Source organism: Streptomyces camelliae (assembly GCF_027625935.1).
GTDB lineage: Bacteria > Actinomycetota > Actinomycetes > Streptomycetales > Streptomycetaceae > Streptomyces > Streptomyces camelliae.
The window spans coordinates 852,345-877,148 of record NZ_CP115300.1 but is presented as its reverse complement, the minus strand read 5'-3'; the positions used below and the strand labels follow the sequence as shown (position 1 = coordinate 877,148).

Sequence of the window (24,804 nt, the reverse complement as noted above, 5' to 3'; positions counted from 1 at the left end):
GGCCAGCGCTTTTACCGGCCCCTGGCCCGCACACGAACGCGCCCCCGGTCACCGACCAGGGGCGCGCTTCAGGTGTGGACGATCAGGCGCGCTGCTTGCGGCGCATCGTCAGGTACGTGCCGGTCGCGCCCGCGGCCAGCAGGGCGCCCACGCCGAGGCCGACCGGAAGGGCCGGGAAGCCGGAGGTGCTGGTCGCGTTGGCCGTGTTCTGCATCGCCGGACCCGGGGTGATGCTGGTGTCCACCGGGGCGACGTACTTGATCGGGCCGACGGACTTGACCGAGCCGTCGGAGTTCAGCAGCACCTGCTTGCCGTTCGGGTGCCGGAAGTCGAACAGGCCGGACAGAGAGCCCGCCGTGGCGTCGAAGGAGTGGTCGCCGATGCGGCCGGTGTGCCAGTTGTCCTCGATGAAGCGGGTGATGGACGCCTGGTCGGTCAGCGTGTGGTCGACCTTGTTCACCTTGCTGTACGGCGAGATGACGAGCAGCGGCTGGCGGGTGCCGGGGCCGCAGCGGTCCGCGTAGCCGCCGGCCGCCTTCGGGCCCTTCTGGCAGGCGGGGCTGTCCGTCGCCTTGCCGTTGGAGCCGAGCGAGGTGTCCGTGGAGCCGTTCTTCGGGGTGACGTAGGCGTGGTCGTACCAGCCGTCGGAGTCGTCGTAGGCGACCACGATCGCGGTGGACTTCCACTGCGGCGAGCTCTGGATCGCGTTGATCTGCTGGACGAGGAAGTGCTGCTCGTCGAGCGGGTCGGAGTAGCCGGCGTGGCCGTCCTGGTACTCACCGGCCTTGAGGAAGCTCACGGCCGGGAGCTTGCCCGCCTTGAGCGCGGCGGAGAAGTCGGTCAGGTCGTAGTTGTGGTTGGCCTGACCGTTGTGACCGATCTCGGAGACGTTCTTCGGGGCCAGGTGGTGCGGGTTGGCCGTCGACTTGTAGTACGAGAACGGGTTGTGGTGCGGGCTGTAGTCCGACACGGCCGCGCCGCCCACGTTGGTGTGCGTGGTGTCGCACTTGGCGTAGGAGCCCGAGGTGCCGTTCCACGCGGTCGACGGCCGGAAGCCGCCCTGGAACCAGCCCCAGGTCAGGTTCTTGGCGTTGAGCAGGTCACCGATGTTCTTGCCCTGCATCGCCGCCAGCGCGTTGGTGCTGGTGTGGTCCTTGCCGGAGCAGTCGTCGTAGGCCGGGTCGGGGTCGTTGATGACCGTGCCCACGCCCTTGGCGTCGGGGGACTTCACGGCGTACGGGTCGGGCGTCGAGGTCTGCTGGCCGGTCTTCGGGTCGACGGAGATGGCACCGTGCGTGTTGCCGGAGATCAGGTTCAGCGCGCCGGGCGTGGAGGGGCCGTAGACCGAGCTGTAGGAGCGGTCGCCCAGGGAGTAGTGCTGGGCGTAGTTCCACAGCGCGGTGACGGTGTTGCCGTCGTAGTAGTCCATCACCAGGCCGGGCTCGCCGAACAGGCCGCCGCTGCACTTGTCGACCTCGGTGTTCTGCACGAACTGGTCGGCCTTGCCGCCGTCGTAGGCGAGCTGCTCGGCACCGTAGTTGTGGTTCTGGTCGCAGGTCATCGCCTGCGCGGGGGAGAGCCGCTTCGGCGCGTACTGGTTCGGGTTCTTCGTCAGCAGGCCCGCGTGCGCGAGGGTGTCGATGTCCTTGGGGGTGTTCTTCGCCGCCGTGAACTTCGTACCGTCGGTGTTGGCGGCCTTCGGGTAGGTCGCGAAGTAGTGGTCGAACGAGATGTTCTCGTCGAACAGCACGACCACGTGCTTGATCGGCGTGGCGGTCGAGGAGTGCCCGCCCGGCGCGCTCGCGGGCGCTGCGGCCCACCCCGGCGCATTGCTGCCGAGCACGGTGAGCGCAGCGGCGCCCGCGAGTGCGCCCAGGCTCCGCATAGCGGCTCGTCTTCCTCTGCTGGCCATGATGGTCAACCCCTCCGGACAGAACGTCTGTGCGTTGTACGAGCACGAATGCTGTGCCCGCCGCACGGCGCGACGGCGGAGCCATGATGACGCGCGAGTGAACACCGAGTCAGGGATGCTGGGGCAAAACTTGACTCTGTGTTGACCTGTTCGGCCTTCGACCTGTCCGGACAGGTTCAGGCGAGCAGGGCGCGTCCGTACCAGTCGGACGCGTCCCGCACGCCGGGCAGCGCGAAGAAGTAGCCGCCGCCGAACGGGCTGATGTAGTCCGTCAGCGGCTCGCCCGCCAGCCGGTGCTGCACCGTCTCGAACTGCCGCTTCAGATCCTGCTGGTAGCAGCAGAACAGCAGCCCCATGTCGAGGTTGCCGTTGGCGTCCATGCCCCGGTCGTAGTTGTACGCGCGGCGCAGCAGCCGCTGGTCGGCGGTGGCGGGGGTGCGCGGGTTGGCGAGGCGTATGTGCGCGTCCAGCGGGATGACGTCACCCTTGGGGTCGTCGGCGTACTTCGGCGTGTCGTGCTCGTGGTCGCCGTCCAGCGGCGCGCCGGAGACCCGGGAGCGGCCGAACATCCGCTCCTGCTCGCTGAGCGAGACCCGGTCCCAGAACTCCACCAGCATCCGGATCAGCCGGACCACCTGATAGCTGCCGCCGACCGCCCAGTCCGGCTCGCCGGCGCCCGTGCCCACCCAGATCAGACGGTCCATCTCCCGCGCGCTGCCGGTGTCCGGGTTGGCGATGCCGTCCTTGAAGCCCAGCAGATTGCGCGGGGTGCCCGAGGGGCGGGGCGGGCTGCTGAAGCCGTCCAGCCGCCAGCGGACCTGCAGGGCGCCCCGGGTGTGCCGGGCGATGTCGCGCAGCGCGTGCAGCGTGGTGTCGGTGTCGTCGGCGTGCAGATGGAGGCTGAGGTCGCCGTGGCACCACTCGGCCTTGAGGTCGTCGTCCGGGAAGGTGGGCATCGCGGTCAGCCGGCGGGGCTTTCGCGCGGCCAGCCCGTACCGGTCGTCGAAGAGCGAGGCGCCGACGCCCACGGTGACGGCCAGCCGACCGCCGGGCACCTGGTCGCCGAGGACGCCCGAGTCGGCGGGCGGGCCGGTGATGCCGGCCGGGTCCGGCGTCCCGCCCGAGGTGAGGAAGCGGGCCCGCTCGGTCAGCGTGCGCAGCACGTCGGCGAGTTCGGCACGCGTCCCCGCGGTCACGTCGAGGGCGGCGAAGACGCTGGTACGGCGCGGAGCGGCGATGGCGGAGGCCTGGTGGACGCCGTGGAAGGGAGCGATCACGGGGGTGCCGTCGGCCGGTACGGCAGGGGCGGCGGCGCTCGTGGCGAGGCCGGCTCCCGCCAGGGCGGCACCCCGCAGAAAACCGCGCCGGCCCAGGCCGCCGGGCCGTCCGCCCTCGTTCACACGGACCTCGCTCATACGGTCCTCGGCGTTCACACGGTCCTCCGCGGGTCGCACAGGGTGGCCACCGAGGCCAGCCGCTCCACCAGGTCGCCGAGCACCGAGTCGGCCTGCTCCCGCTGGGCCCGGCTCAGCTGGTCCAGCGGGGTCCAGCCCGGGCCGTGCCGGAAGCCGTCGAGGGTTCGCTGGGCGCGGTCCAACTCCTGGTCCAGGCCCGGCAGATCGGCGTACCGCGTGGTGAGCAGCGGGCGCAGCCGGGACAGCACCTGGCGGGTGCCGTCGAGGTTGGCGCGGGCGGTGGCGAGGTTGCTACCGCTGCCGTAGTCGGTGCGGCCGGTCAGCTCGAACTGCACGGTGTTCTCCAGGATCTCGTGCGCGCGCAGCCCCAGCTGGGCCGGGTCCATCCGGGTCTGCGCCCAGCTGTCGCGCAGCCCGGTCAGCGCCTTGGCCAGCGCCGCCGCCGGGGCGCGCAGCCCGTCGGACGACTCGCCGTGCCACAGCCCGTACTCGATCCGGTGGAACCCGGCGAAGTCCTTGTCGCGCACCCCGTCGGCCAGACCCGCGTCGGTGCCGTTGATCTGCGCGTCCGCGTCCCCGAAGGCGTCGTACGCGGCACCCAGCCGCTCGTACTCCAGATGCGCGGGCAGCCAGTCGGACCGGGCGGCGGCGAGATCGCCGCCGTCGATGTCCCGCTGGAGCCGGGTGGTCAGCCGTACGACGTCGGCGAGGCCGTCGCCGACCCACTTCTGGTAGGAGAGGGCGGGCGGGATCAGGTCGTGCTCGCTGACCGGTGCCGCGCCCGGGCCGCGCTGACCCGAGGTGATGCGCACGGTGGGCCCGGTGACGGCGTCGGCGTCGTCGGGCACGCACTCGAAGGCGTACGACCCCTTGCCGACCCGGACCGTCAACTGCCGTGTCGTACCGGGCGCGATGCCCTCCACCTCGCCGTACACCGCGTGGCTGTCCGGGTCCTCCAGATAGACCTCGGCGGCGCCGTCGGAGGAGTTGTGCAGGTCGAAGGTCCGCACTCCGGGCTCGGGCCGGGTCCAGCCACTGCCGCAGCGGCTCTCCGACACCTCGATGACGGCGTGCCCCGACGCGCCGGCGGACGCCTTGCCGTGCCGTGCGCCGTCCGGCGAGACCGCCAGCAGTGTGCCCCCGAGGGCCACGGCGAGAACGACGAACACGGCGGGTGCCGTCCGGAGACGAACGGACCGCGTGCCGAGGCGAGGCAACGGCATGGCGAGCCTTTCCGGGACGACGTACGCAACGGCCTCATGGTAGGCGCCCCTCCGGAACCGAACACCCGTCCCGGGATTTCGGTGACCAAGAATTCCCCCGGGGTTCACCGGTGGTTGGCCGGCGCACTGCCGTACACAGGAGCGGCAGGACCGGTTCTGTGACTTCGGCCCCTTCCGGCCTCTCGGGCGGGAAATGGTCGGTCACCTGGTCGGGATGGTCGCCGTGGACCAGGTCGCCGGGTTCCTCGGGGCCCTCACGGCGGAGACCGGCTGCGCGGTCGCGAGCGTCGAGTACCGGCGGGTCGGCGGCGGCGGCGGTGGCCGGCCGGCCACGTTCACGGACACCGCGCGGGCCGCCGACCTGCTGCCGGGCCTGCCGCACAGGCCACGCCGGGCCGGATCGACCCGGAACGCGTGATCTACGGCGGACACTCGGCCGGCGGTCACCTGGCCCTGTGGGCGGGCGCCCGGCACCTGCTCCCGTCCGGCGCCCCCGGCCGGCCTGCCGTCCCGCCCACCGCCCTCGGTGTGCCGGCCCTCGCGCCGACGGCCGACCTGGCGTGGGCGTACGACCTGGTCAGCGGACACGGCGCGGCGGCGGGCCTGCTCGGCGGCGCGATACGCACACTCATGGCCGCTTCCCGTGCCCGCCTCGACTGAAGTGCCGTACCGGGAACGGCCGGTCAGCGCACCGGGAAACCGAAGGTGTAGCCCTGCTGCTTCAGCCACGGCAGCAGGCTGCGCAGTGCGGCCACGGTCTGGGAGCGGTCGCCGCCCGCGTCGTGGAAGAGGATCGTCGGACCGTTGGCCAGCTCGCGCTTGACCGTGGCCACGATGGCGTCGGTGCCCGGCCGCTCGAAGTCCTTGGAGTCCACGTTCCAGCCCAGCGGCCGCATGCCGTGCGAGGCGGCGAGAGTGCGACTGTACGGCGTGAAGGCGCCGCCCGGGGCCCGGTAGTACAACGGCTGTACGCCACCGGACGCCTGGGTGATCTGCCGCTCCGCGTCCAGGATCTGCTGCGACTGGTAGGCCTCGGACTTCTTGTCCATCGTGGTGTCGTGGGACACCGTGTGGTCGCACAGCCGGTGCCCGGCCGCCACCACCTGCCGGACCAGGTCCGGGTGCGACTGCGCCTGCGGGCCGATCATGCAGAACGTCGCCTTCACCCCGTTGTCGCGCAGCACTTGGAGCACCTGCGGGGTCCACACCGGGTCCGGGCCGTCGTCGATCGTGATGTTGACCGCGTGTGCGCCGCCGTCCGAGGCGTGGGCGATGACGGGGGACACGGCCGCCACCTTCTCCTTCTGCTGCTGCGGCGCGGCGGGCTGCGCCGCAGCGCCGTGCCGTGCCGTGCCGCCGCTCGACTGCCCCGCCTGCGCGGTCCACACCGAGGTCGCGGCGGCGACCGCCGTCACCCCGACCGCCGCCGCGACCATCCGGCCGTACCAACCCCGCCCGCTGTGCCGCGCCATGTCCGCCCCTGTTCTGATCCGTGCCGTGCCGCCGACTTCTTGTGCACCTGTCAGGACGGGCCGGGTTGATCACGGGATCCCTCTGTTACCGATCACGGACAATTCCGGGGCGCTTCCGCGACAGAGCGCACCGAGGGTATCGCCCGGAGCGCGGACTTCCGACCTGCGCTACGTTGCCGGGATGTCCCTTCACCCGGAGATCGAACCGTACGAGACCGGCATGCTCGACGCGGGCGACGGCAATCACGTGTACTGGGAGACCTGCGGCAACCCCGACGGCAAGCCCGCCCTGGTCCTGCACGGCGGCCCCGGCTCCGGCTGCACCCCGTACTTCCGGCGGCTGTTCGACCCCGCCGCCTACCGGATCGTCCTGCTCGACCAGCGCGGCTGCGGCCGCTCCACCCCGCACGCGAGCCGCCACGACACCGACATGAGCGTCAACACGACGGCTCATCTCATCACCGATCTGGAGCAGTTGCGCCGTCACCTGGGCATCGACCGGTGGCTGGTGTGGGGTGTGTCCTGGGGCTCGGTGCTCGGGCTGCGCTACGCCCAGACCCACCCGGACGCCGTCACCGAGCTGGTGCTGACCGGGGTCGCCACCGGCTCCGACGCCGAGGTGGAGTTGCTGACCCGGGGCCTCGGCCGGGTCTTCCCGGACGCCTTCGAGCGGTTCCGCTCCCAGGTGCCCGCCGCTGAACGCGACGGCAACCTCGCCGCCGCCTACCACCGGCTCCTGGAATCCCCCGACGCCGCGGTGCGGGCACGGGCCGCGCGCGCCTGGACCGACTGGGAGACGGCCATGATCCCGGCACCGCCCCGCTCGGTCGAACGCTACGAGGACCCCGAGTTCCGCATGGGCTTCGCCCGCACCGTCACCCACTACTGGGGCAACGGCCACTTCCTCGGCGACGGCGACGGCGACGGCGTGATCCTGCGCCATGCCCACCTCCTCAAGGGCATCCCCGGCACCCTGGTCCAGGGCGCCCTCGACTTCGGCAACCTCCTCGGCATCGTCTGGCGCCTCCATCACGCCTGGCCCGGCAGCGAGTTGGTGATCGTGGCCGACACCGGGCACAACGCCGGGGCGGCCGCGATGGCCGAGGCGCTGGTGGCGGCCACCGACCGGTACGCGCGCCGGCTGTAGCGCCCGAACGGCCGGGCACGGAAGGGATGTTGGGCGGTCATGGCGTCGGCCGGCCTGACCTCCGCGCGCCGGGGTCAGCTGTCCAGCGACACGTACAGTCGCGTGCCGCCCGGCCGGAAGCCGACCCGCTCGTACACGCGGCGCGAGCCCTCGCCCGAGTACTCCAGCCACACGGACCGCGCGCCGCGGCCGAACAGGGTCGCCGACAGGGTGTGGGTGACCGCGGCGGCTATGCCCCGGCCCCGGTGCGCCGGGAGGGTGCCGACGCCGGCCAGTTCCGCGGTGCCCTCGGCGGGCGCCGTGCACAGGGCCCCGCCGGCGCAGCCGCCGCCGGGAGCACGGACGAAGCGGACCGCGCCGCCGCCCTCCTCGGTGCGCCGCAACCGCGCCGCTCCCTCCGGCGACGGCGGGAACTCACCACCGAAGGCCTCGGACAGCGCGGCGTCGAGCGCGGTGTAGTCCGCGTCCGTGGCCGGGACCTCCACCTCGAACGATCGGGCGGCGCGGTCCGGTTCGGCGAGCGTGGCGGGCGTACAGACCAGGTACTCGTGCACCGCCTCGGTACGGAATCCGGCCCGGCGCAGCGCGGGTTCCACGGCGGGCGCGGAGTCCGGGGCGAACTCCAGCCGGGGCGTGAGCCCGCGCTCGCGGAAGGCGGAGATCAGGTCGGCGAGGTCCCGGTCCGTGGGTTCGGCGCCGGGGAAGGGGGTGGCGTAGTTGACGTACGGGCTGGTCGTCGAGGGGTCGAACCCCGCGACGAAGCCGCCGACTTCGCGGGCCGCCGGGCGACGCAGGAGGTGGGCGACGGCAAAGCTCTGGACATCGGTGCGCACGATGAAGACCTCACGGTGAAGGCGGCCACGGGCCGAGGAGGGCCGGGCATGGCCGGGGGTACGGGAACGAGCCTGAAGCGAGACAGGCAGGCGGTGTCGGGACACCGGGTCGTCAGGCCGCCGTGAGGTGACGCGAGGGGCACGGAGAACTCCGCCGCCGGGCGGACGGCTCAGTGCCGGCGGCGACCGCTGCGGGACGCCGGAACCATGGACCTCAGTCCTTACGCGATGAGGGGGCATGCGGTGTGGATCTCGCCCATGGTACGCGTCAACTGCCGTCCGTAGAAAGGGATGCGGGGTGTCCCTGGCTCCGGACCGCCTTGCACGCACCGACCGGAGAGGGAGACGACATGAGGATCCGCGCCCGTACGGCCATGAGCGCCGACGGCTACGTGACCACGCCGAACGGATGGCCGGCCCACACGGCCGACCCGGCCTACGCGACCGGCGCCGGTCACGGCATCCGGGAGTTCCTCCAGGACTGCGAGCAGGCGCTGATGGGCCGTACGACGTTCGAGCCCGCCCTGGGCAACGACCGCCGGCCCTGGCCGACGCTCCAGGTGTTCGTGCTCGGTTCCCGCCGGCCGGCCGGCACCCCGGACCACGTCGTCACCGACAGCGCCCCGGCGCGGCTGCTGGAAGAGCTCCGCGCGGCCAACCAGGGCGGCGACGTCCACCTCGTCGGCGGCCCGCGCACGATCCAACCTTCCACGCCCTCGGCGCGCTGGACACGCTGGAGCTGGTCGTCGTACCCCTGCTGTTCGGCGGCGGGATGCGGCTGACGCCCGCGCTGAGCCCGACGACCGGGCTCGCCTTCGAGCGCCGACGCGCCCTGCCCGGGGCTCGGTGGAGATCGTCTACTCCTGCGAGGGCAGCCGCGCCCCGCTGCCGGACGCCCCGCCCGGCCGGCGCTGAACCACTCCCTGTTTGCCTGCACGCCCGACGGCAAACAGGACCATAGTGGTGTGAGGGGTGAAAATGATGGACAGAGCCCCAGAGAGCAACGCCGAATCCCCGTCCATGGGGCCGGGTGATCCCTTCGACGCGTCCACCGACGCGGCCGCGGTGATCTCGGCGCACGGCATGGTGATCGGCTGGACCCGGGGCGCCACGGCACTGCTCGGCTACCAGGAACAGGAGGTCGTCGGCGGCTCCGCCAGGCGCCTGCTGGCCATGCCGGAGGACCCCGCGCGGCTCGCCGGCATCGTGGGGCGCTGCCGCGCCGGAAGCGGCTGGAGCGGGCGGATCACCGTGAGCCACCGCGACGGGCGCGCCCTCGACGTCGAACTGCGGGTGTCCGCGTCCTTCCGCGTCGGCGACGGCGAGTGCTTCCTGGTGTCGGCGCGCGAACAGCACCGGCGGTGGACCATGGGCCAGTCCGTCCTCGACGGGTTCCTGACCCGCTCGCCGGTGGGCATGGCCGTCATGGACCGGGAGCTGCGCTACGTCTGGCTGAACGACACCCTGGAGCACTTCGGCGGGGTCCCCCGTGATGAGCGGCTGGGGCGACGCCTGAGCGAGCTGCTGCCGGGCCTGCAGGCGGAGGCACTGGAAGGGCTGATGCGCAAGGTGTTCGCCACGGGACTGCCGGTGACCGACTACGAGTACGAGGGCTGGAGCTGGGCCGACCCGCACCGCCGGCACGCCTACTCGACCTCGTTCTTCCCGCTCGTCGACGGCGACGACACCATCACCGGCGTCTGTTACATGGTCCAGGACGTCACCGAGCGCTGGCACGCCCGCCAGCTGCTCACCCTGGTCAACGAGGCCGGCACCGCCATCGGCCGGACGCTCGACGTGAGGGCGACCGCGCAGGAACTCGCCGACTTCGCCGTCCCCAGCTTCGCCGACTTCGTCGTCGTCGACCTGCTGGAGCCGGTGCTCAGCACCGAGGGCCACGGAGCCTGGCTGCCCGACGCCGGCCCCGCGCCCGCCCGGCCCCTGATGTGCCGGGCCGCGATGCGCTCGGTGCGCGAGGGGGCTCCGGAGGCCGTCGCCCAGGTCGGCGACGCGGTCGACTTCGTCCCGCCGCCGCACGACGCGAACCTGCTGATCGAGGGCGAGCCGCTGCTCATCCCGGTCCTCGACCCCTCCGACGACCTGTGGGCCACCCAGGAGCCGCTGCGCACGGCGAAGATCCGCGAGTACGGCGTGCACTCGCTCATCGCCGTGCCGATGCGGGCCCGTAACACCGTCCTCGGCCTCACCACCTTCGCCCGCTCCCTCAACCAGGTCTCCTTCGGACCCGACGACGTCCTCGTGGCCCGCGAACTGGTCGCGCGGGCGGCGGTGTGCCTCGACAACGCCCGCCGCTACACCCGGGAACACACCGCGGCGGTCACCCTCCAGCGCAGCCTGCTGCCGCCGGCCCTGACCGGCGGCACCGCGCTGGAGGTGGCCTCCTCCTACCTCCCGGCGGACCCGAGCGGCGGCGTCGGCGGCGACTGGTTCGACGTCATCCCGCTGTCCGGCGCACGCATGGGCCTCGTCGTCGGCGACGTGGTGGGCCACGGCATCGCCGCGGCGGCCAGCATGGGCCGGCTGCGTACGGCGGTCCAGACCCTCGCCGAGATGGAGATGCCCCCGGACGAACTGCTCGCCCACCTCGACGACCTGGTGCTCCGGCTGAGCGACGAGGAGACCGCAGCCGGCGCGGCCGCCCGCACCACGGCCACCTTCATCGGCGCGACCTGCCTCTACGCCGTCTACGACCCGGTCACCCGGCGGTGTGCCCTGGCCCGTGCCGGACATCCGCCGCCCGTCGTCGTCACGCCCGACGGACAGGCCGGCTTCCCGGAGATCCCTGCCGGGCCGCCGCTCGGACTGGGCGGCATGTCGTTCGAGGCCACCGAGATCGAACTGGCCGAGAACAGCCTGCTCGGCCTCTACACCGACGGCCTCGTCGCGGGCCCCGGCCACGACATGGAGCGCGGGATGGCCCGGCTCGGCGAGGTCCTCGCCCGCACCGACGGGGACCTCGCCGCGCTGTGCACGTCCGCCGTGCGGCAGCTCGTGCCCGTGCCCCAGCCCGACGACATCGCCCTCCTGCTCACCCGCACCCACGCCCTCGGCGCCGACCACGTCGCCTCCTGGGACGTGCCCCCCGACCCGGCTGCCGTCGGCGAGCTGCGCGCCCGCGCCACCCGCCAGGTACGGGACTGGGGTCTGGAGGAGCTGGTCCTGACGACCGAACTCGTCGTGAGCGAACTCGTCACCAACGCCATCCGCTACGCCGCACCGCCCATCCAGCTACGGCTCCTCCGCGACGCCCACCTGACCTGCGAGGTCTCCGACGCCAGCAGCACCGCCCCCCGGCTGAGGCACGCCCGCATCACGGACGAGGGCGGCCGCGGACTCTTTCTGGTCGCCCAGCTGGCCCTGCGCTGGGGCGCCCGCTACACGGACCAGGGGAAGGTCATCTGGGCCGAGCAGGAGATCCCCTGAGTCCCGGAGTTGACTTCGAGTGGACTCCAGCGGACAGACTGACGCCGACGCGACATCCGCACCCGAGGACAGAACAGGACGGCGCCGGCCATGGCAGCGACCAGCGGGCAGGGACACCCCCTGCCGTACGACATCTACCGTGCGGCCATCGCCGACGAGACCCTGCGCTACGCCGAGGCGGTCAAGGGCGCCGACCCCGCGAGCGCCGTACCCGCCTGCCCCGGCTGGACGCTGGCCGATCTCACCCGGCACGTGGGCGGGCTGCAGCGCTGGTTCGGCGGGCTGCTGACCCGGCTGGTGCAGGAGCCGCCGCGCAGCCGTGAGGTGGAGCTGGGGCTGCCGGAGGACGAGCGCGACCATCCCGAGTGGGTGGCGGCCGGCGAGCCCGCCGTCGCGGCCGTCCTGCGGGAGACCGACCCCGAGGCGCCGATGTGGGCCTGGGGCGAGGACCAGCACGCCAGGTTCTGGGCCCGCCGGATGCTCTTCGAGACACTGGTGCACCGGGTCGACGCGGAGCACGCCGTCGGCCTGAAGGCGGCCGGGGAGGCGGACATCGAGCCCGTGCTCGCGGCCGACGGCGTCGACGAGTTCCTCGTCAACCTCCCCTACGCGGGCCTCTTCGCCCCCGGCGTGACCGAGCTGCGCGGTGACGGGGAGACCCTCGTGTTCGCGAGCACGGACACCGGCGAGGAGTGGCGGATGCGCCTGGACCCGGACGGCTTCCGCCGGGTGCCGCACGGCGACGACGAGGCCACGGCGGCCGTGCGCGGGCGGGCGGCGGACCTGCTGCTGCTCCTGTACGGGCGGCGGTCGTACACGGAGCCCGGCTACGAGATCGCGGGACGGACGGCGGTCCTCGACAACTGGTTCGCCCACACCCGCTTCTGACCCTCACTCGGGCGGTGCGGGCGTGGACGGTTCGCCGGGCAGCAGACACACCGCGAGCGCGGCGGTGTCGTCCTGCAGACCCCGGGGGCTGTAGGCCAGCAGGTCGTCGTGGAGGCGGGCGAGCAACTCCCCGGGCGGGAGCGGGCCCCAGGAACGGACCCGCTCGGCCAGGGGGTAGAAGGCACCGGAGGCGTCCCGGGTCTCCGTGACGCCGTCCGTGTAGAGCAGCAGCTGATCGCCGGGCCCGAACGGGTAGACGTCGATGTGATAGGGGTCCTGGACCAGCATGCCGAGGTTCAGCGGCGGTGCCGACCGCCCGCTGTCCAGTTCTCGGACCTGACCGGCACGCAGACACAGCGGTGGCGGATGGCCGCAGTTGACGATGCGCAGGAGCCCGCCGTGGGCCGGGATCTCGGCGAACACCGCGGTGACGAACCGCTCGGCCGTCTCGTCCCCGCCCAGCTGCACCGCCCTGCGGGCCATGCTCGTCTCCAGCCGGACGGCGAGCGTGGCCAGATCGGGTTCCTCGTACGCCGCCTCGCGGAACGCGCCGAGCAGGGCGGCGGCCGTCTCGACCGCGAGCAGCCCCTTGCCGCGCACGTCACCGATGAGCAGCCGGACCCCGTAGCCGGTGGGGACGGCCTCGAAGAGGTCGCCGCCGATCCGGGCCTCCGCGGCGGCCGAGAGATACAGGCTCTCCAGCACCAGATGGCCGATCCGGTGCGGCACCGGCCGCAGCAGGACGCGCTGCGCGATCTCGGCCACGAACCGCACGTCGGCCAGCGTGCGCTCACGCCGGATCCGGTGCGCGGCCAGGACCGTGCCGAGCGCGCCCACCAGGGTCGTACAGATGTACGACGCGACGTAGTGCCGGTCCCACAGATAGCCGACGGACCGGCCCGCGCAGCACGGGGTGCCGGCCAGGATCCCCTCGAAGACCACGGCGAACACCGTCGCGCCGGCGACGGCGACGGGCCCGTAGGCGAAGGCGGTCAGGAGGGGGACCACGATGAGTGCGAAGCTCACCGGCCACTGCGGCGGAGTGAGGGGCTCCACGGCCAGGACGGCGGCGACGAACAGGGCCGGAAGCAGCCGCATCCAGACGGGGGGCGCCGGCACCCCGGTCCGGGGGCCGGTGGCGCCGTCCGGTTCCCGGTCGGTGTCGGTCCGGCTCACGCGTCACTCCCGGACGCCGGGGCACCGGTTCCGGCCGTGTGGTGTGCCGTCCTCGCGGCGGGACGGCACACCTGACGGTTCGGCCTACGTGGTCTTCGCACCCGGGACTCCTGTCACACGACCTCGACAGCCGTCCAGCCTGGCGGGCCGTGCCCCGGAATCCCGGTCATTGCTCCACCGGGCGGCATGTTCCGCAGGGCGGTCAGCCGGTGCCGAAGCCGATCGCGAAGACGTGCAGGCCGCCCGAGGCGACGTCCGACGGCAGGCGCACGCCGCTGACCGTCTTGCCGGCGGCCAGCGCCACCGGCTTGGTGGCGAACACGTACGTGGTGGTGGAGTCGGCCGCGGTACCGGCCTGGTTGCGGTACGACGTGGTCACCGCGACCGTGTTGTCCGCGAGCGGCGAGCCGGTGCCTCCGCCGAGCGTCCAGTCGGAGAGGGCGAGCGGCACCGACTGGGTGGTGCCGTCGGTGTAGGTGACGGTCGCGGTGCCGGAGGCCGGGCCGTTGTTGGCGGCGCCCAGGAAGGAGATGCTGCCGGACCCGGAGACCTTCACCGTCTGTCCGTTCGCCACGTAGTTGTCCGCCGCGCCGGGTGCCACCTTCGGCCAGGTGAACGGGACCCCGCCCGCCGTGACCTTCGCTCCCGGCGTGACGCCTTCGGCGGCCAGGGCGCGCGCCGAGTAGCTGTAGCCCGCGCCGTCGAAGTTCGCCGAGGCGGCGGCGGTGTCGCCGGACGTGCCGACGTCGGTGTAGCCGGGCGAGCCCGGGTAGGAGCGCGGCGCCGCGGCGGCGTCGGACGCCCAGGAGGCGTTGGCTGAGGTGCCGAGGACGTAGGTGAGGGTGCCGCCGCCGGTCAGGGCGCCGTCGGGCGCGTTCGCCTTGTTCCACGCCGTGCCGTTCCAGGTGGCCGACTGGACGTACGGGGCGTCGTCGGCGGCGCCGTCGCCGTTGACCGTGAGGGTGTGGCCGGACGGCAGGGTGATCACGGCCTGGGTGAACATCGGGCTGCCCAGGGCCAGATCGGCGGTGCCGGGGGTCTCCGGGTACATGCCGAGGGCGGACCACACGTACCACGAGCTCATCTCGCCCAGGTCGTCGTTGCCGGCGAGGCCCGACGGGCTGTCGGTCCAGATCTGGTCCTGGACCTGCCGGACGACCGCCTGAGTCCGGTACGGCAGGCCGATGTAGTCGTACTCCCAGGGGATGTTGAGGCTGGGCTCGTTGCCCAGGTTGGTGTGGCCGCCGGCGCCGGTCAGTGAGGACAGGTCCGTGTCCAGGAACGTGGCCAGGGCCGCGTCGCCGCCCATGGCGGTGGCCAGCCCGTGCACGTTGAACGGCACCATCGGCGTGTACTGCCAGGAGTCGCCCTCGACGAAGTTCTTGCCCGAGGTCGGCGAGAAGCCCGAGGTCCAGGTGCCCGAGGCGTCACGCGGCTGGACGAACCCGCTGCCGTAGTCGAACAGGTTCTGCCAGTCCTGGGCCCGGTCCGCGAACCGGCGCTGGTCGGCGGGGTGGCCGAGCGCTCCGGCGAGGGCGGACAGGGCGAAGTCCGCCGAGTTGTACTCCAGCGTGGTGGAGGCCGGGCCGTAGAAGTTGCAGCAGGCGTACTTGCCGTTGCTGGGCAGCCGGCCGATCTGCTCCAGGTAAGTGAGGCCGGGCCGGTTGTTGTTGGCGGTGGTGGCCTCGGCGATCAGCCCCTTGAGGGTGGCGGCGGTGTCGAAGTTCCGGGCCCCGAAGGCGTAGTAGTCGGCGATGATCTCGTCCGCGGGGTCGCCGACCATCACATAGCTCTCGCCGTTGTTCTCCGACCACTTGGGGAACAGCCCGGTCTGACGGTAGTCGTCGAGCATCGACTGCGCGGTGTCGGAGGCGACGGCCGGGGCGAGCAGCGCTTCGAGCTGGGCCTGGGAGCGGTAGACGTCCCAGCCGGAGTAGTTGGCGTAGGCGGCGCCGTGTCCCTTGTCGACGGTGTGCGGCTTGCCGTCGAAGCCGGGATAGCGGCCGTCGGTGTCGCTGATGACGTTCGGATGCAGCAGCGCGTGGTAGAGCGCGGTGTAGAAGACGGTCTGCTGCTGCGCCGTCCCGCCCGCGATCCGCACCCGGCCGAGGAGCGACTTCCAGGATTCGTACGCCGCGCCGCGCACCTTGGCGAAGTCCCAGCCGCGGTTCTCCGCCGCACGGTTGCCCACCGCGCCGACGGCCGACACGTACGAGATGCCGACCTTGGCCTGAATCGTTCTGTGGGTGGTGGTGTCGAACGTGAGGTAGCCGTCGGTGCCGCTCGCCTTGGCCGCGAAGGGGCGGGCCGCGCCGGGTACGACGCCGTGCAGCACGGGCTTGTTGGGTGCCTCGGGGGTGCTGGACGGGACGTTGGTCCGGGGCGTGGTGGGCGTGGCGGCGCTCAGCGCGGTGCCGCTGTGCCGGAACGGCTGGTCGAACACCATGTCGAAGTAGACGGTGTAGGAGTTGCCCTCGCCGCAGAAGTTTCCGCTGGTGACGTGTCCGCTGACCTCCTTGTCGTTCACCACGCGGAACGCGGAGTCGGTGTCGCCGTTCTGGCTGCTCGTCAGCTTGAGCAGGAGGTTCGCCTGGCTGGTGGCCGGGAAGGTGAAGCGGGCCATGCCGCTGCGGGGTGTCGCGGTCAGCTCCGTGGTGACGCCGTTGTCCAGTGCCACCGTGTACGAGCCCGGGGCCGCGGACTCCTTCGCGTGCGAGAAGCTGTCCGTGGCGTGCGTGTCCACCGTGCCGACGGTCGGCAGGACGGGGATGTCACCGGCGGCCCGGCAGCCCGGTCCGGCGATGTGGGTGAGGCTGAATCCCGTGATGGAGGAGTCGTTGTACTCGTAGCCGCCGCCGTCCGGCCGGTGCGGGGTGTCGGGGCTCCACTGGACCATCCCGAAAGGGGTGTCGGCGCCGGGGAAGTCGTCCGCGGCGTGCGAGGTCCCGATGAAGGGGTTCACGAGAGAGGCGGGGTCGGTGACCAGCCTGGCGGTGGCCGCCGCCGCGTGGGCCGGGGCGGAGGCGACACCCAGCACCAGGGCGCCGGCGGCCAGGACGGACGGGAGTCGGAAGGGTGGCCGAACTCGGGCCGCGAACAGGCGAGTTCTGCCGTGACTTCTGAGCCGGGTGGATCGTGTCATCGTGACCATGTCCCTTCGACAACGTTGTCCCGCAAGCTCGTCCCTTCCGTCCGTGCTGTCAAGGAGACGCGAGGAAGAACCAGCCGTACGGCGGTCGAAAGGAGTCAGAACCGGCCTGATGGCATGTCACATACACAAAAGGACCGGCGCGTCGAGGCGCCGGTCCGTCCCTGGTGTCGGTCGGTCAGAGGATCTCTTCCTCCTCCGGGACCACGACCTGGTCGACCATCCGCTGGATCTGCTCGGTGGGCAGGGCCACCGCCATCGCCCAGTAGTAGATGACGAGGCTGAAGACCGCGGTGACGCCGATGTCCCACCACAGCGGGAACCAGGGGTGCTTGAGCGGCCCGAAGTCGCTGAGATAGACGATGAGGCCCATGCCGACCAGATAGACCGGCAGCCACTGTGCGGCGCGCAGGTCGAGCTGGGGCGTGATCGGGTTCATCTTGAAGACGCGGTTGGCGACCAGGATGACGTAGCCGATGAGGATGGCGACGCCGAGCTTCCAGTCCGTGGTCCACCCCGACCACAGGATCAGCAGGTTGGCGACGATGAAGGCGAGCGGCGACATCCAGCTGCCGCCGGGCAGCCGGTAGGGCCGGTGGGCCTCGGGCAGCCGGTTGCGGAACACCCCGAAGGACAGCGGCGCGGCGGCGTACATCAGCACGCTGGCGCTGGTGATCAGCCCGACGAGGGAGCGCCAGCTGGGGAACGGCAGGAAGCAGACGCAGCCGACCACGAACGCGGTGATCAGACCGACCCAGGGGACACCGCGCCGGTTGGTGGCCTCGAAGGCGGAGGGCACATAGCCGTTGCGGCTCAGGCCGTAGGAGACCCGGGAGGAGGCGGTGATGTAGATCAGGCCGGTGCCCGCGGGCGAGACCACGGCGTCCAGATACAGAACCGTGGCCAGCCAGCCCAGGCTGATGAGGGTGGCGACCTGGGCGAACGGCCCGCTCAGCGCCGTGAACGCGGAGGTGGCCCAGTGGCTGCCGATCTGCGAGGCGGGCAGCGCGGCGAGGAAGGTGACCTGCAGGAGGATGTAGATCAGGATGCCGATCAGGATCGACCCGATCACCGCGCGCGGAATGTCCCGCTTGGGGTTTGCGCTCTCGCCGGCGAGCTGGTCGGCCTGCTCGAAGCCCAGCAGCGCGAAGATGATGCCGCTGGTGGAGACGGCGGACAGGATGCCCTTCGCCCCGTAGGGGTTGAAGCCGTCGGCCGCGGTGAAGTTGGCGGTGTGGAACTGGGCGACGGCGAACACGAAGATCGTGAGCAGCGGGATGCCGACCTTCCACCAGGTCGCCGCGCTGTTGGTGCGGGCCAGCAGCCGGATGCTGAGGAAGTTGACGGCGGTGACGACGGCCATCAGCCCGACCGCCACGGCGATGCCGGGCGGGGTCAGGATGTGCTCGCCGGCCTTGACCTTCTCCCAGCCGCTCGCCCAGGAGTAGTGCTGGGCGTAGGTGATCATCGCGAGCACCTCGATCGGCGCCACCGTGGCCGCCTGCAGCCAGGAGAACCAGCCGAAGGAGGCCCCGGCGGCGCCGCCGAAGGCGTAGTGCGGGAAGCGGGCGGTGCCGCCCGCCACCGGATACATGCCGCCCAGCTCCGCGTGGACCAGTGCCAGGATCAGGATGGCGACACCGCCGATGGCCCAGGAGATGATCGCCGCCGGTCCGGCCGCCGCCAGCGCCCCCTGTGCGCCGAACAACCAGCCGGATCCGATGATCGAGCCCTCCGAGGCCCAGATCAGCCCGATGAACCCGATCTCGCGCCGCAGTCCGGGTTTGTGGGTCTTCGGACCGGACGTCGCCTCTGGCACGGCCATGGCGCACACCCCCTCAGATAGGGTGAAGTTCACCACTATCGTGCCACGCTGACGGGTTCATGGCGGTAACGCCGAGGCATCGGTTCCGGGAGGCCGGTCAGCCGGCCGTGAGGTGCGGGCCCGCGGGTGCGGCGCCGCTGACCGCGGCGCGGTACAGGGCCTGGGTGGCGGTGCCGAAGGAGGCGCTGTAGGAGACCTGGGGGGTGTTGCCGCCCGTGTGATAGCCGCCGATGACTCCGATGACGGCCCACCCGCCGGGCCAGGGGACCAGCATGGGACCGCCGCTGGTGCCGCCCACGAAGGCGTCGCAGGCGATGCGCGGGAACGTGCCCGGCTCGGCCGGGTCGTCGCTGTCCCACCGGGTGGTCCAGCTCCAGCACTCGATCGGCTTCTCCTTGCCTGCCGGGTAGCCGATCATCCGCACCGGGGCGTGGTAGTAACCGGTCCCGGTCAGCAGCTGTACTCCGCCGACCGCGTCCTGGATCGGGGTGCCGTCCTCGTTGGGCTCGGTGACCGCGAAGGCGAAGTCGTACTCGGCTCCGGCGTGCTCGCCCAGGTCGTAGTACTCCTGCGGGACGTAGACGCCGTTGGTCCGCACCGGGAAGATCCCGAACGGCTTGAGCGCGTCGTGGTACTGCGGGACGAAGGCCAGATGCCGCTTGGGAGAGGTGCCGGCGTACCCCTTCAGGCAGTGCCCGGCGCTGAGCACGAGGTCGTGGCCTGGGCTGCGGACGACCGAGCCGCTGCAGGTGCGGCCGGTCCCGGTGGCATCGGTCCAGAAGAAGGTGCCGGCCTGCGGGATGCCGTCGAAGCTCCAGCTGGGCGGGATGTACTCGCCGGGCCCTGGCCCGTCCACCGCGGGTGACACGGCGGGCGCGGTCGTACCGCTCTCCGTGCCCTTGAGCACGTCGGCGGGCAGGGCGGCGCTCATCCGGGCCGGCGTCCAGTAGGCGTTGAGCTGTTCGGCGACCGGGTTCGGGTCGGCCGTGGTGCTGTCGGCGGATGCCGTCGTGGTGAGTCCGGCACTGAACAGAAGGGCTGCCGCACAGCCGGCGGCGTATCGGACGATTCTGGTCCCCAGCAACATCGGTTCCCCTCAGGGCGGCCGCAAGTGACGGCTCACCATAAGCCCGCGGCAGCAGGAGTCACAGTGTCCCCGGCCGGATCCGGACGGCGTGTGCGTCCGGCCGCCGACGGGGTGTCAACTTCCGTCGGACAACCGGGTGTACGCGGCGTGGCCGGGCTCAGGACAGCGTGCGGTGCGCGCTCTTGAGGGCGTTGCGGAAGTGGGTGACCTCCTGCGGGGTCAGGTCCTGGACCATGCGCTGTTCGAGCCGGCGGGCCGGTTCGGCGTAGTCCGCGAGCAGGCGGCGGCCGGTGGCGGTGAGGAGGATGACCTTCTCCCGGCGGTTGCCGGGGTTCGGCTCGCGGCGGATCAGGCCGCGGGCCTCCAGGGCGCGGACCATGTCGGCCGTGGACTGTGCCGTGACGAAGGAGTCCCTGGCCAGCTGGGCGGCGGAGATGCCGTCGTGCCGCTCAAGCACCGTGAGGGCGGTGTACTGCAGGGCGGTGATGCCGGCCGGCTTGACCAGTTCCTCCAGACGGGCGCGGACGACGAGTTCGGTGCGCTTGAGCAGATAGAGCAGGGAAGGCCCCGTCTCCGTACCTTGTATCGCTGTGGATTCCGTCGGTCGCGTCATGCCGTGCCTTCCCCGATGTCGATCCGGTCCGCCGCGGTCAGCCTAAGCCATTGACAGGATTCCTGTCGGAAGAGAAGCTGACGCAACCGACAGGAATCCTGTCGATCTGTCGTTCCGGACCCAGGAAGAGGCGCACTCATGGATCTGCACGGAAAGGTCGCCGTCGTCACCGGCAGCGGTCGCGGACTCGGTCTGGCCTACGCCCAGGCGCTCGCCGCGGCCGGAGCTGCGGTCGTCGTCAACGACGTCGATCCCGGCGCGGTGGATGCCGCCGTCGACGGCATCACCGCCGCGGGCGGCAGCGCGGCCGGCGCCGTCGCCGCGGTGGGGGACAGCGAGGCGGCCGAGCGGCTCGTCGAGACCGCCGTGCGGGAGTTCGGGCGGCTCGACATCCTGGTCACCAACGCGGGCATCCTCCGCGACCGCGTGCTGTGGAAGATGACGGACGACGACTTCGACGCCGTCGTCAAGGTGCATCTGCGCGGCACCTTCACCTGCGCCCGCGCCGCGGCCGTCCGGATGCGCGAGCAGGGCACCGGCGGCCGTATCGTGCTGATCTCCTCCCCGGCCGGCCAGCGCGGCAACTTCGGCCAGACCAACTACGCCGCCGCCAAGGCCGGCATCGTGGCGATGGCCCGCACCTGGGCCCTGGAGCTGGCCAGGTCCGGCATCACCGTCAACGCCGTCGTGCCGGTCGCGGCCACCGAGATGACCAAGACCATCCCGGTCTTCGCGCCGCTCATCGAGGAGTCCGAACGCACCGGCGCCCCCCTGCCGGACTGGCTGCGCCGGGACGAGGGGCTCGGTACCGTGGAAGACGTCGCGGGACTGATCACCTTCCTCGCGTCGGACGCCGCCAAGGACATCACCGGGCAGGCCATCGGCATCGGCGGCGACCGGTTGGCCCTGTGGGCGCACCCCAGGGAGAAGGCCGTCGCCTTCGCCGCCGGCGGCTGGAGCGCCGACGCCATCGCCGAGCACTGGCACGACGGCGTGGGCGCCGAGCCCGAGACCTACGGCATCCCCGCTCCCCAGGTACCGGAGGCATGACATGGCCGACCTGGCGATCGATGTCAGCGCGCTGACCGCCATCGACGTCCACACCCACGCCGAGGTGTCGAAGGACGGCCACGCGTCGCTGAGCCCCGAACTCCTCGGCGCCTCCGCCGAGTACTTCAAGGCGCACGGCCACCGGCAGCCCACCATCGAGGAGATGGCCGCCCACTACCGTGAACGCCGCATGGCCGCCGTGGTGTTCACGGTCGACGCCGAGCACGCCACCGGTCACCCCCGCATCCCCAACGAGGAGGTCGCCGAGAGCTGCGCGGCCCACGCCGACGTCCTCATCCCGTTCGCGAGCGTCGACCCGCACAAGGGCCGGGCGGGCGTACGGGAGGCCCGGCGGCTGGTGACCGAGTACGGGGTGCGGGGCTTCAAGTTCCACCCCAGCCTCCAGGGCTTCTCGCCCGACGACCGGATGGCCTACCCGTTGTACGAGGCCATCGAGGAACTCGGCGTACCGGCCCTGTTCCACACCGGCCAGACCGGTATCGGCGCCGGTGTCCCCGGTGGCGGCGGCATCCGGCTGAAGTACTCCAACCCGATGCTGATCGACGACGTGGCCGTGGACTTCCCCGAACTGCGGATCATCCTCGCGCACCCGTCGTTCCCCTGGCAGGACGAGGCGCTGGCCGTCGCCACGCACAAGCCGCACGTGTACATCGACCTGTCGGGCTGGTCGCCGAAGTACTTCCCGCCGCAGCTGGTGCGCTACGCCAACACCCTGCTGAAGGACAAGGTGCTCTTCGGCTCCGACTACCCGGTCATCACGCCCGACCGCTGGCTCGCCGACTTCGCCGCCCTCGACATCAAACCCGAGGTCCGGCCCAGGATCCTCAAGGACAACGCAGCCCGGCTGCTCGGCCTGCTCAAGGACTGAGGGAGACGCCGTGTTGAACCAAGGCATCGGCTCCTGGCCCGCCCGCCGGGCCCGCAAGACCCCGGACCGGATCGCGATCGTCCACGAGGACGACGAGATCACCTACCGGGCGCTGTACCAGCGGGTCCTGCGCCTGGCCCACGCGCTGCGCGCCCTCGGCGTCGCACGCGGCGACCGCATCGCCTACCTGGGCCCCAACCACCCCGCCTTCCTGGAGACGCTGTTTGCGGCCGGCACGCTCGGCGCGGTCTTCGTCCCCCTCAACTCCCGCCTCGCGGCAGTCGAGTTGGCGTACAACCTCAACGACTCCGGAAGCACGGTGCTGGTGCACAGCGCCGAGCACACCGAGACGGCCACGGCGGCGGCGTCGGGCACCGGGGTGCGCCACCGCATCACCCTCGGCCCGGCCGGGCCCGGTGCCGCCGGGTACGACGACCTGCTCGCCGGCGCTGTGAGTGACCCGCTGGACGAAGCCGTCGCCCCGGACGACCCCTGCATGATCATGTACACCTCCGGCACCACCGGCCGCCCCAAGGGTGCCGTCCTGACCCACGCCAACATCACCTGGAACAGCGTCAACGTCCTCATCGACAGCGACTTCGCCGGTGACGAGGTCACCCTGGTCGTCGCCCCGCTGTTCCACACCGCCGCGCTCAACATGACCTGTCTGCCCACCCTCCTCAAGGGCGGCCGCGTGGTCCTGCTCGGCGCCTTCGACGCCGAGCGCGTGCTGGACGTCATCGAGCGCCGGCGTGTGACGTACATGTTCGGGGTGCCCACCATGTACGACGCCCTGTCCGCCCGCCCCCGGTGGCCGACGGCCGACCTGTCCAGCCTGCGCACCCTCACCTGCGGCGGCGCGCCGGTGCCCGCCCGCACCATCGACACCTACCTCGCGCGCGGGCTGGCCTTCAGCCAGGGCTACGGGATGACCGAGGCGTCCCCCGGCATCCTCTTCCTGGACCGGGAACAGACCTCGGCGAAGGCGGGCTCCGCGGGCGTGCCGCACTTCTTCACCGACACGCGCGTGGTGCTCCCCGACGGACGGGACGCGGGCCCCGGAGAACGGGGCGAGATCCTGGTCAGCGGGCCCAATGTCATGACCGGCTACTGGCACCGCCCCGACGACACCAGGGCCGCCGTCACCGACGACGGCTGGCTGCGCACCGGTGATGTCGCGCGGACCGACGAGGACGGCTACGCCTACATCGTCGACCGGGTCAAGGACATGTTCGTCTCGGGCGGCGAGAACGTGTACCCGGCCGAGGTCGAGGCCGCCCTGCTGACCCACCCGGCCGTCCGCGAGTGCGCCGTCATCGGCGTGCCGCACGAGGTCTGGGGCGAGGTCGGCCACGCGGTCCTCGTCCTGGAGCCCGGGGCCCGCGCCGACGCCGAGGAGATCCTCGCGCACGCCCGGACCCTGCTGGCCAAGTACAAGATCCCCCAGACGGTGACCTTCGCCGACAGCCTGCCCCGTACGGCCTCGGGAAAGATCGTCAAAGCCGCCGTACGCGCGTCCTACGCCCACCCCTAGCCCAGAGCCCCGAAAGGCGGAAACCCCCATGTCCACCGAAGCCAACGGCCTCGAAGAGCTGCTCGCCCTCACCGGCCGCGACCTCGGCCGCACCGACTGGCTGGAGATCACCCAGGAGCGCGTCAACACCTTCGCCGACGCCACCGACGACCACCAGTGGATCCACACCGATCCGCAGCGGGCCAAGGAGGGACCCTTCGGCGGCCCCATCGCCCACGGCTATCTCACCCTCTCCCTGATCATCCCGCTCTTCGGCGACCTGCTGCACATCGGCGGCATCTCGATGAGCGTCAACTACGGCCTGGAGAAGGTCCGTTTCCCCAGCCCCGTGCCGGTCGGCGCGAAGATCCGGCTGCACGGTGTGGTCGACTCCGTGGAGGAGATCAAGGGCAACGGCGTCCAGATGCTGCTGAACTTCACCGTCGAGGCCGAGGGGAACGCCAAGCCGGTGTGCGTGGCGCAGGCCGTGTACCGGCACTACGCCTGAGGTACGGCGTCGCCGCGCAGGCCCGCGACGAGGAGCGCGACGAGGCGGCGGGCGTCGTAGCGGGTGTCGCTCTCCGCGCCGATGCAGAGGTTGCCGACGCCGCGCATCAGCTCGTAACCCTGCAGGCCGGGGCGGATCTCGCCCGCCTCGGCAGCCGCTTCCAGCAGCCGGGTGCAGACGGGGACGAGCCGGTCGAGGAAGTAGGTGTGCAACGCCTCGAAGCCCGCGTTGTCCGACTGCAGTACGGCGGCGAGGCCGTGCTTGGTGACCAGGAAGTCCACGAAGAGGTCGATCCAGCGGGCGAGCGCGGCGTGCGGGCTCGCAGCGCTCGCCAGCAGGTCCGGGCCGGCCGCGGCGAGGCTCTCCACCTGGTGCCGGTAGACGGCGATGATGAGATCCGCGCGCGTCGGGAAGTGGCGGTAGATCGTCCCCAGCCCGACGCCTGCCCTGGCCGCGATGTCACGCACCGGCGCCTCCACGCCCGAGGCCACGAACACCTCCGCCGCCGCGTCGAGCAACGTCTCCTTGTTGCGCCGGGCGTCCCTGCGCTGGGACGCGCCCTTGTCGCCGTCGTTCACCGTGCCACTCCCTTGCCTCAGTGCGCCTTGCTAAGTGGAACCGTGTTCCGTATCGTCATTTCCGGAACACGGTTCCGTTTGCT

The 24,804-nt window shown here is 71.8% G+C and carries 21 protein-coding genes; 10 read left to right on the top strand and 11 right to left on the bottom strand.

Features of this window, described 5'->3' with window-relative positions; translation table 11 throughout:
- Window positions 1-82: 82 nt before the first annotated feature.
- The 3 genes from O1G22_RS04220 to O1G22_RS04210 all read right to left on the bottom strand — a co-directional run bounded on the left by O1G22_RS04220 (window position 83) and on the right by O1G22_RS04210 (window position 4,550).
- Window positions 83-1,885 (bottom strand): phospholipase C, encoded by a 1,803-nt coding sequence (locus O1G22_RS04220; RefSeq protein ID WP_270080039.1) that lies wholly within the window; start codon window positions 1,883-1,885, stop codon window positions 83-85.
- A gap of 203 nt (window positions 1,886-2,088) precedes the next feature.
- Window positions 2,089-3,327 (bottom strand): iron uptake transporter deferrochelatase/peroxidase subunit, encoded by a 1,239-nt coding sequence (efeB, locus tag O1G22_RS04215; RefSeq protein WP_270086319.1) that lies wholly within the window; start codon window positions 3,325-3,327, stop codon window positions 2,089-2,091.
- 14 nt (window positions 3,328-3,341) lie between these two features.
- Window positions 3,342-4,550: an EfeM/EfeO family lipoprotein gene (locus O1G22_RS04210; RefSeq protein ID WP_270080038.1), complete on the bottom strand. Its 1,209-nt coding sequence runs from the start codon at window positions 4,548-4,550 to the stop codon at window positions 3,342-3,344.
- Between the two features lie 193 nt (window positions 4,551-4,743).
- Here O1G22_RS04210 and O1G22_RS04205 point away from each other — a divergent pair, with 193 nt between their 5' ends.
- Both O1G22_RS04205 and O1G22_RS04200 read left to right on the top strand, forming a co-directional pair.
- Window positions 4,744-4,968, top strand: a complete 225-nt coding sequence (locus O1G22_RS04205; RefSeq protein ID WP_270080037.1) for a hypothetical protein — start codon at window positions 4,744-4,746, stop codon at window positions 4,966-4,968.
- Complete coding sequence (locus tag O1G22_RS04200; RefSeq protein ID WP_270080036.1) at window positions 4,965-5,210, top strand: hypothetical protein; 246 nt, start codon at window positions 4,965-4,967, stop codon at window positions 5,208-5,210. Before O1G22_RS04205 ends, O1G22_RS04200 begins: the two co-directional genes overlap by 4 nt.
- Before the next feature lie 23 nt (window positions 5,211-5,233).
- On the opposite strand, the gene O1G22_RS04195 is transcribed toward O1G22_RS04200, so the two are convergent.
- Window positions 5,234-6,022: a polysaccharide deacetylase family protein gene (locus O1G22_RS04195; protein WP_270080035.1), complete on the bottom strand. Its 789-nt coding sequence runs from the start codon at window positions 6,020-6,022 to the stop codon at window positions 5,234-5,236.
- Between the two features lie 181 nt (window positions 6,023-6,203).
- Between O1G22_RS04195 and pip the strand changes: the two genes are divergently transcribed.
- Window positions 6,204-7,169 (top strand): prolyl aminopeptidase, encoded by a 966-nt coding sequence (gene pip, locus O1G22_RS04190; protein ID WP_270080034.1) that lies wholly within the window; start codon window positions 6,204-6,206, stop codon window positions 7,167-7,169.
- Window positions 7,170-7,243: 74 nt separating this feature from the next.
- Here the strand turns inward: pip and O1G22_RS04185 are convergent, their stop codons facing one another.
- On the bottom strand, window positions 7,244-8,002 hold the full coding sequence (locus O1G22_RS04185) for a GNAT family N-acetyltransferase (RefSeq protein ID WP_270080033.1): 759 nt from the start codon (window positions 8,000-8,002) through the stop codon (window positions 7,244-7,246).
- A gap of 350 nt (window positions 8,003-8,352) precedes the next feature.
- Here O1G22_RS04185 and O1G22_RS04180 point away from each other — a divergent pair, with 350 nt between their 5' ends.
- The 3 genes from O1G22_RS04180 (at window position 8,353) to O1G22_RS04170 (ending at window position 12,334) form a co-directional block, all read left to right on the top strand.
- The gene (locus O1G22_RS04180; RefSeq protein WP_270080032.1) at window positions 8,353-8,784 is read left to right on the top strand and encodes a dihydrofolate reductase family protein; all 432 of its coding nucleotides are present in this window, start codon (window positions 8,353-8,355) and stop codon (window positions 8,782-8,784) included.
- 199 nt (window positions 8,785-8,983) lie between these two features.
- Entirely contained in the window at window positions 8,984-11,446 is a 2,463-nt protein-coding gene (locus O1G22_RS04175) for a SpoIIE family protein phosphatase (RefSeq protein ID WP_270086318.1), read from the top strand.
- Window positions 11,447-11,536: 90 nt separating this feature from the next.
- Complete coding sequence (locus tag O1G22_RS04170) at window positions 11,537-12,334, top strand: maleylpyruvate isomerase family mycothiol-dependent enzyme (RefSeq protein ID WP_270080031.1); 798 nt, start codon at window positions 11,537-11,539, stop codon at window positions 12,332-12,334.
- Window positions 12,335-12,337: 3 nt separating this feature from the next.
- On the opposite strand, the gene O1G22_RS04165 is transcribed toward O1G22_RS04170, so the two are convergent.
- The 5 genes from O1G22_RS04165 to O1G22_RS04145 form a co-directional block, all read right to left on the bottom strand.
- Window positions 12,338-13,432: a PP2C family protein-serine/threonine phosphatase gene (locus O1G22_RS04165; protein WP_270086317.1), complete on the bottom strand. Its 1,095-nt coding sequence runs from the start codon at window positions 13,430-13,432 to the stop codon at window positions 12,338-12,340.
- A gap of 280 nt (window positions 13,433-13,712) precedes the next feature.
- A complete protein-coding gene (locus tag O1G22_RS04160; protein WP_270080030.1) occupies window positions 13,713-16,652 on the bottom strand; it encodes a lectin in 2,940 nt (979 codons plus the stop codon).
- Between the two features lie 184 nt (window positions 16,653-16,836).
- Window positions 16,837-18,483, bottom strand: a complete 1,647-nt coding sequence (locus O1G22_RS04155; RefSeq protein WP_270080029.1) for an APC family permease — start codon at window positions 18,481-18,483, stop codon at window positions 16,837-16,839.
- Window positions 18,484-18,580: 97 nt separating this feature from the next.
- Window positions 18,581-19,570: a trypsin-like serine peptidase gene (locus O1G22_RS04150; RefSeq protein WP_270080028.1), complete on the bottom strand. Its 990-nt coding sequence runs from the start codon at window positions 19,568-19,570 to the stop codon at window positions 18,581-18,583.
- Window positions 19,571-19,727: 157 nt separating this feature from the next.
- A complete protein-coding gene (locus O1G22_RS04145; protein ID WP_270080027.1) occupies window positions 19,728-20,183 on the bottom strand; it encodes a MarR family winged helix-turn-helix transcriptional regulator in 456 nt (151 codons plus the stop codon).
- Window positions 20,184-20,321: 138 nt separating this feature from the next.
- Between O1G22_RS04145 and O1G22_RS04140 the strand changes: the two genes are divergently transcribed.
- The 4 genes from O1G22_RS04140 to O1G22_RS04125 are packed head-to-tail and all read left to right on the top strand — an operon-like array spanning window position 20,322 to window position 24,143.
- Window positions 20,322-21,233 carry an SDR family oxidoreductase gene (locus O1G22_RS04140; RefSeq protein ID WP_270080026.1) on the top strand — a complete coding sequence of 304 codons (912 nt, stop codon included), beginning with the start codon at window positions 20,322-20,324 and terminating at the stop codon, window positions 21,231-21,233.
- Between the two features lie 16 nt (window positions 21,234-21,249).
- Window positions 21,250-22,122, top strand: a complete 873-nt coding sequence (locus O1G22_RS04135; protein WP_270086316.1) for an amidohydrolase family protein — start codon at window positions 21,250-21,252, stop codon at window positions 22,120-22,122.
- Between the two features lie 10 nt (window positions 22,123-22,132).
- Window positions 22,133-23,656, top strand: a complete 1,524-nt coding sequence (locus tag O1G22_RS04130; protein ID WP_270080025.1) for an acyl-CoA synthetase — start codon at window positions 22,133-22,135, stop codon at window positions 23,654-23,656.
- Window positions 23,657-23,684: 28 nt separating this feature from the next.
- Entirely contained in the window at window positions 23,685-24,143 is a 459-nt protein-coding gene (locus O1G22_RS04125; RefSeq protein ID WP_270080024.1) for a MaoC family dehydratase, read from the top strand.
- Here O1G22_RS04125 and O1G22_RS04120 read toward each other — a convergent pair.
- On the bottom strand, window positions 24,134-24,721 hold the full coding sequence (locus tag O1G22_RS04120; RefSeq protein ID WP_270080023.1) for a TetR/AcrR family transcriptional regulator: 588 nt from the start codon (window positions 24,719-24,721) through the stop codon (window positions 24,134-24,136). The genes O1G22_RS04125 and O1G22_RS04120 overlap by 10 nt on opposite strands.
- Window positions 24,722-24,804: the final 83 nt, after the last annotated feature.

Coding starts and splice junctions, on each gene's coding strand:
- O1G22_RS04150 (WP_270080028.1), bottom strand. CDS start 19,570: ATGTTGCTGGGGACCAGAATCGTCCGATACGCCGCCGGCTGTGCGGCA.
- O1G22_RS04170 (WP_270080031.1), top strand. CDS start 11,537: ATGGCAGCGACCAGCGGGCAGGGACACCCCCTGCCGTACGACATCTAC.
- O1G22_RS04195 (WP_270080035.1), bottom strand. CDS start 6,022: ATGGCGCGGCACAGCGGGCGGGGTTGGTACGGCCGGATGGTCGCGGCG.
- efeB (WP_270086319.1), bottom strand. CDS start 3,327: ATGAGCGAGGTCCGTGTGAACGAGGGCGGACGGCCCGGCGGCCTGGGC.
- pip (WP_270080034.1), top strand. CDS start 6,204: ATGTCCCTTCACCCGGAGATCGAACCGTACGAGACCGGCATGCTCGAC.
- O1G22_RS04145 (WP_270080027.1), bottom strand. CDS start 20,183: ATGACGCGACCGACGGAATCCACAGCGATACAAGGTACGGAGACGGGG.
- O1G22_RS04220 (WP_270080039.1), bottom strand. CDS start 1,885: ATGCGGAGCCTGGGCGCACTCGCGGGCGCCGCTGCGCTCACCGTGCTC.
- O1G22_RS04210 (WP_270080038.1), bottom strand. CDS start 4,550: ATGCCGTTGCCTCGCCTCGGCACGCGGTCCGTTCGTCTCCGGACGGCA.
- O1G22_RS04125 (WP_270080024.1), top strand. CDS start 23,685: ATGTCCACCGAAGCCAACGGCCTCGAAGAGCTGCTCGCCCTCACCGGC.
- O1G22_RS04175 (WP_270086318.1), top strand. CDS start 8,984: ATGGACAGAGCCCCAGAGAGCAACGCCGAATCCCCGTCCATGGGGCCG.
- O1G22_RS04155 (WP_270080029.1), bottom strand. CDS start 18,483: ATGGCCGTGCCAGAGGCGACGTCCGGTCCGAAGACCCACAAACCCGGA.
- O1G22_RS04160 (WP_270080030.1), bottom strand. CDS start 16,652: ATGACACGATCCACCCGGCTCAGAAGTCACGGCAGAACTCGCCTGTTC.
- O1G22_RS04205 (WP_270080037.1), top strand. CDS start 4,744: ATGGTCGGTCACCTGGTCGGGATGGTCGCCGTGGACCAGGTCGCCGGG.
- O1G22_RS04140 (WP_270080026.1), top strand. CDS start 20,322: ATGGATCTGCACGGAAAGGTCGCCGTCGTCACCGGCAGCGGTCGCGGA.
- O1G22_RS04165 (WP_270086317.1), bottom strand. CDS start 13,432: ATGCGGCTGCTTCCGGCCCTGTTCGTCGCCGCCGTCCTGGCCGTGGAG.
- O1G22_RS04180 (WP_270080032.1), top strand. CDS start 8,353: ATGAGGATCCGCGCCCGTACGGCCATGAGCGCCGACGGCTACGTGACC.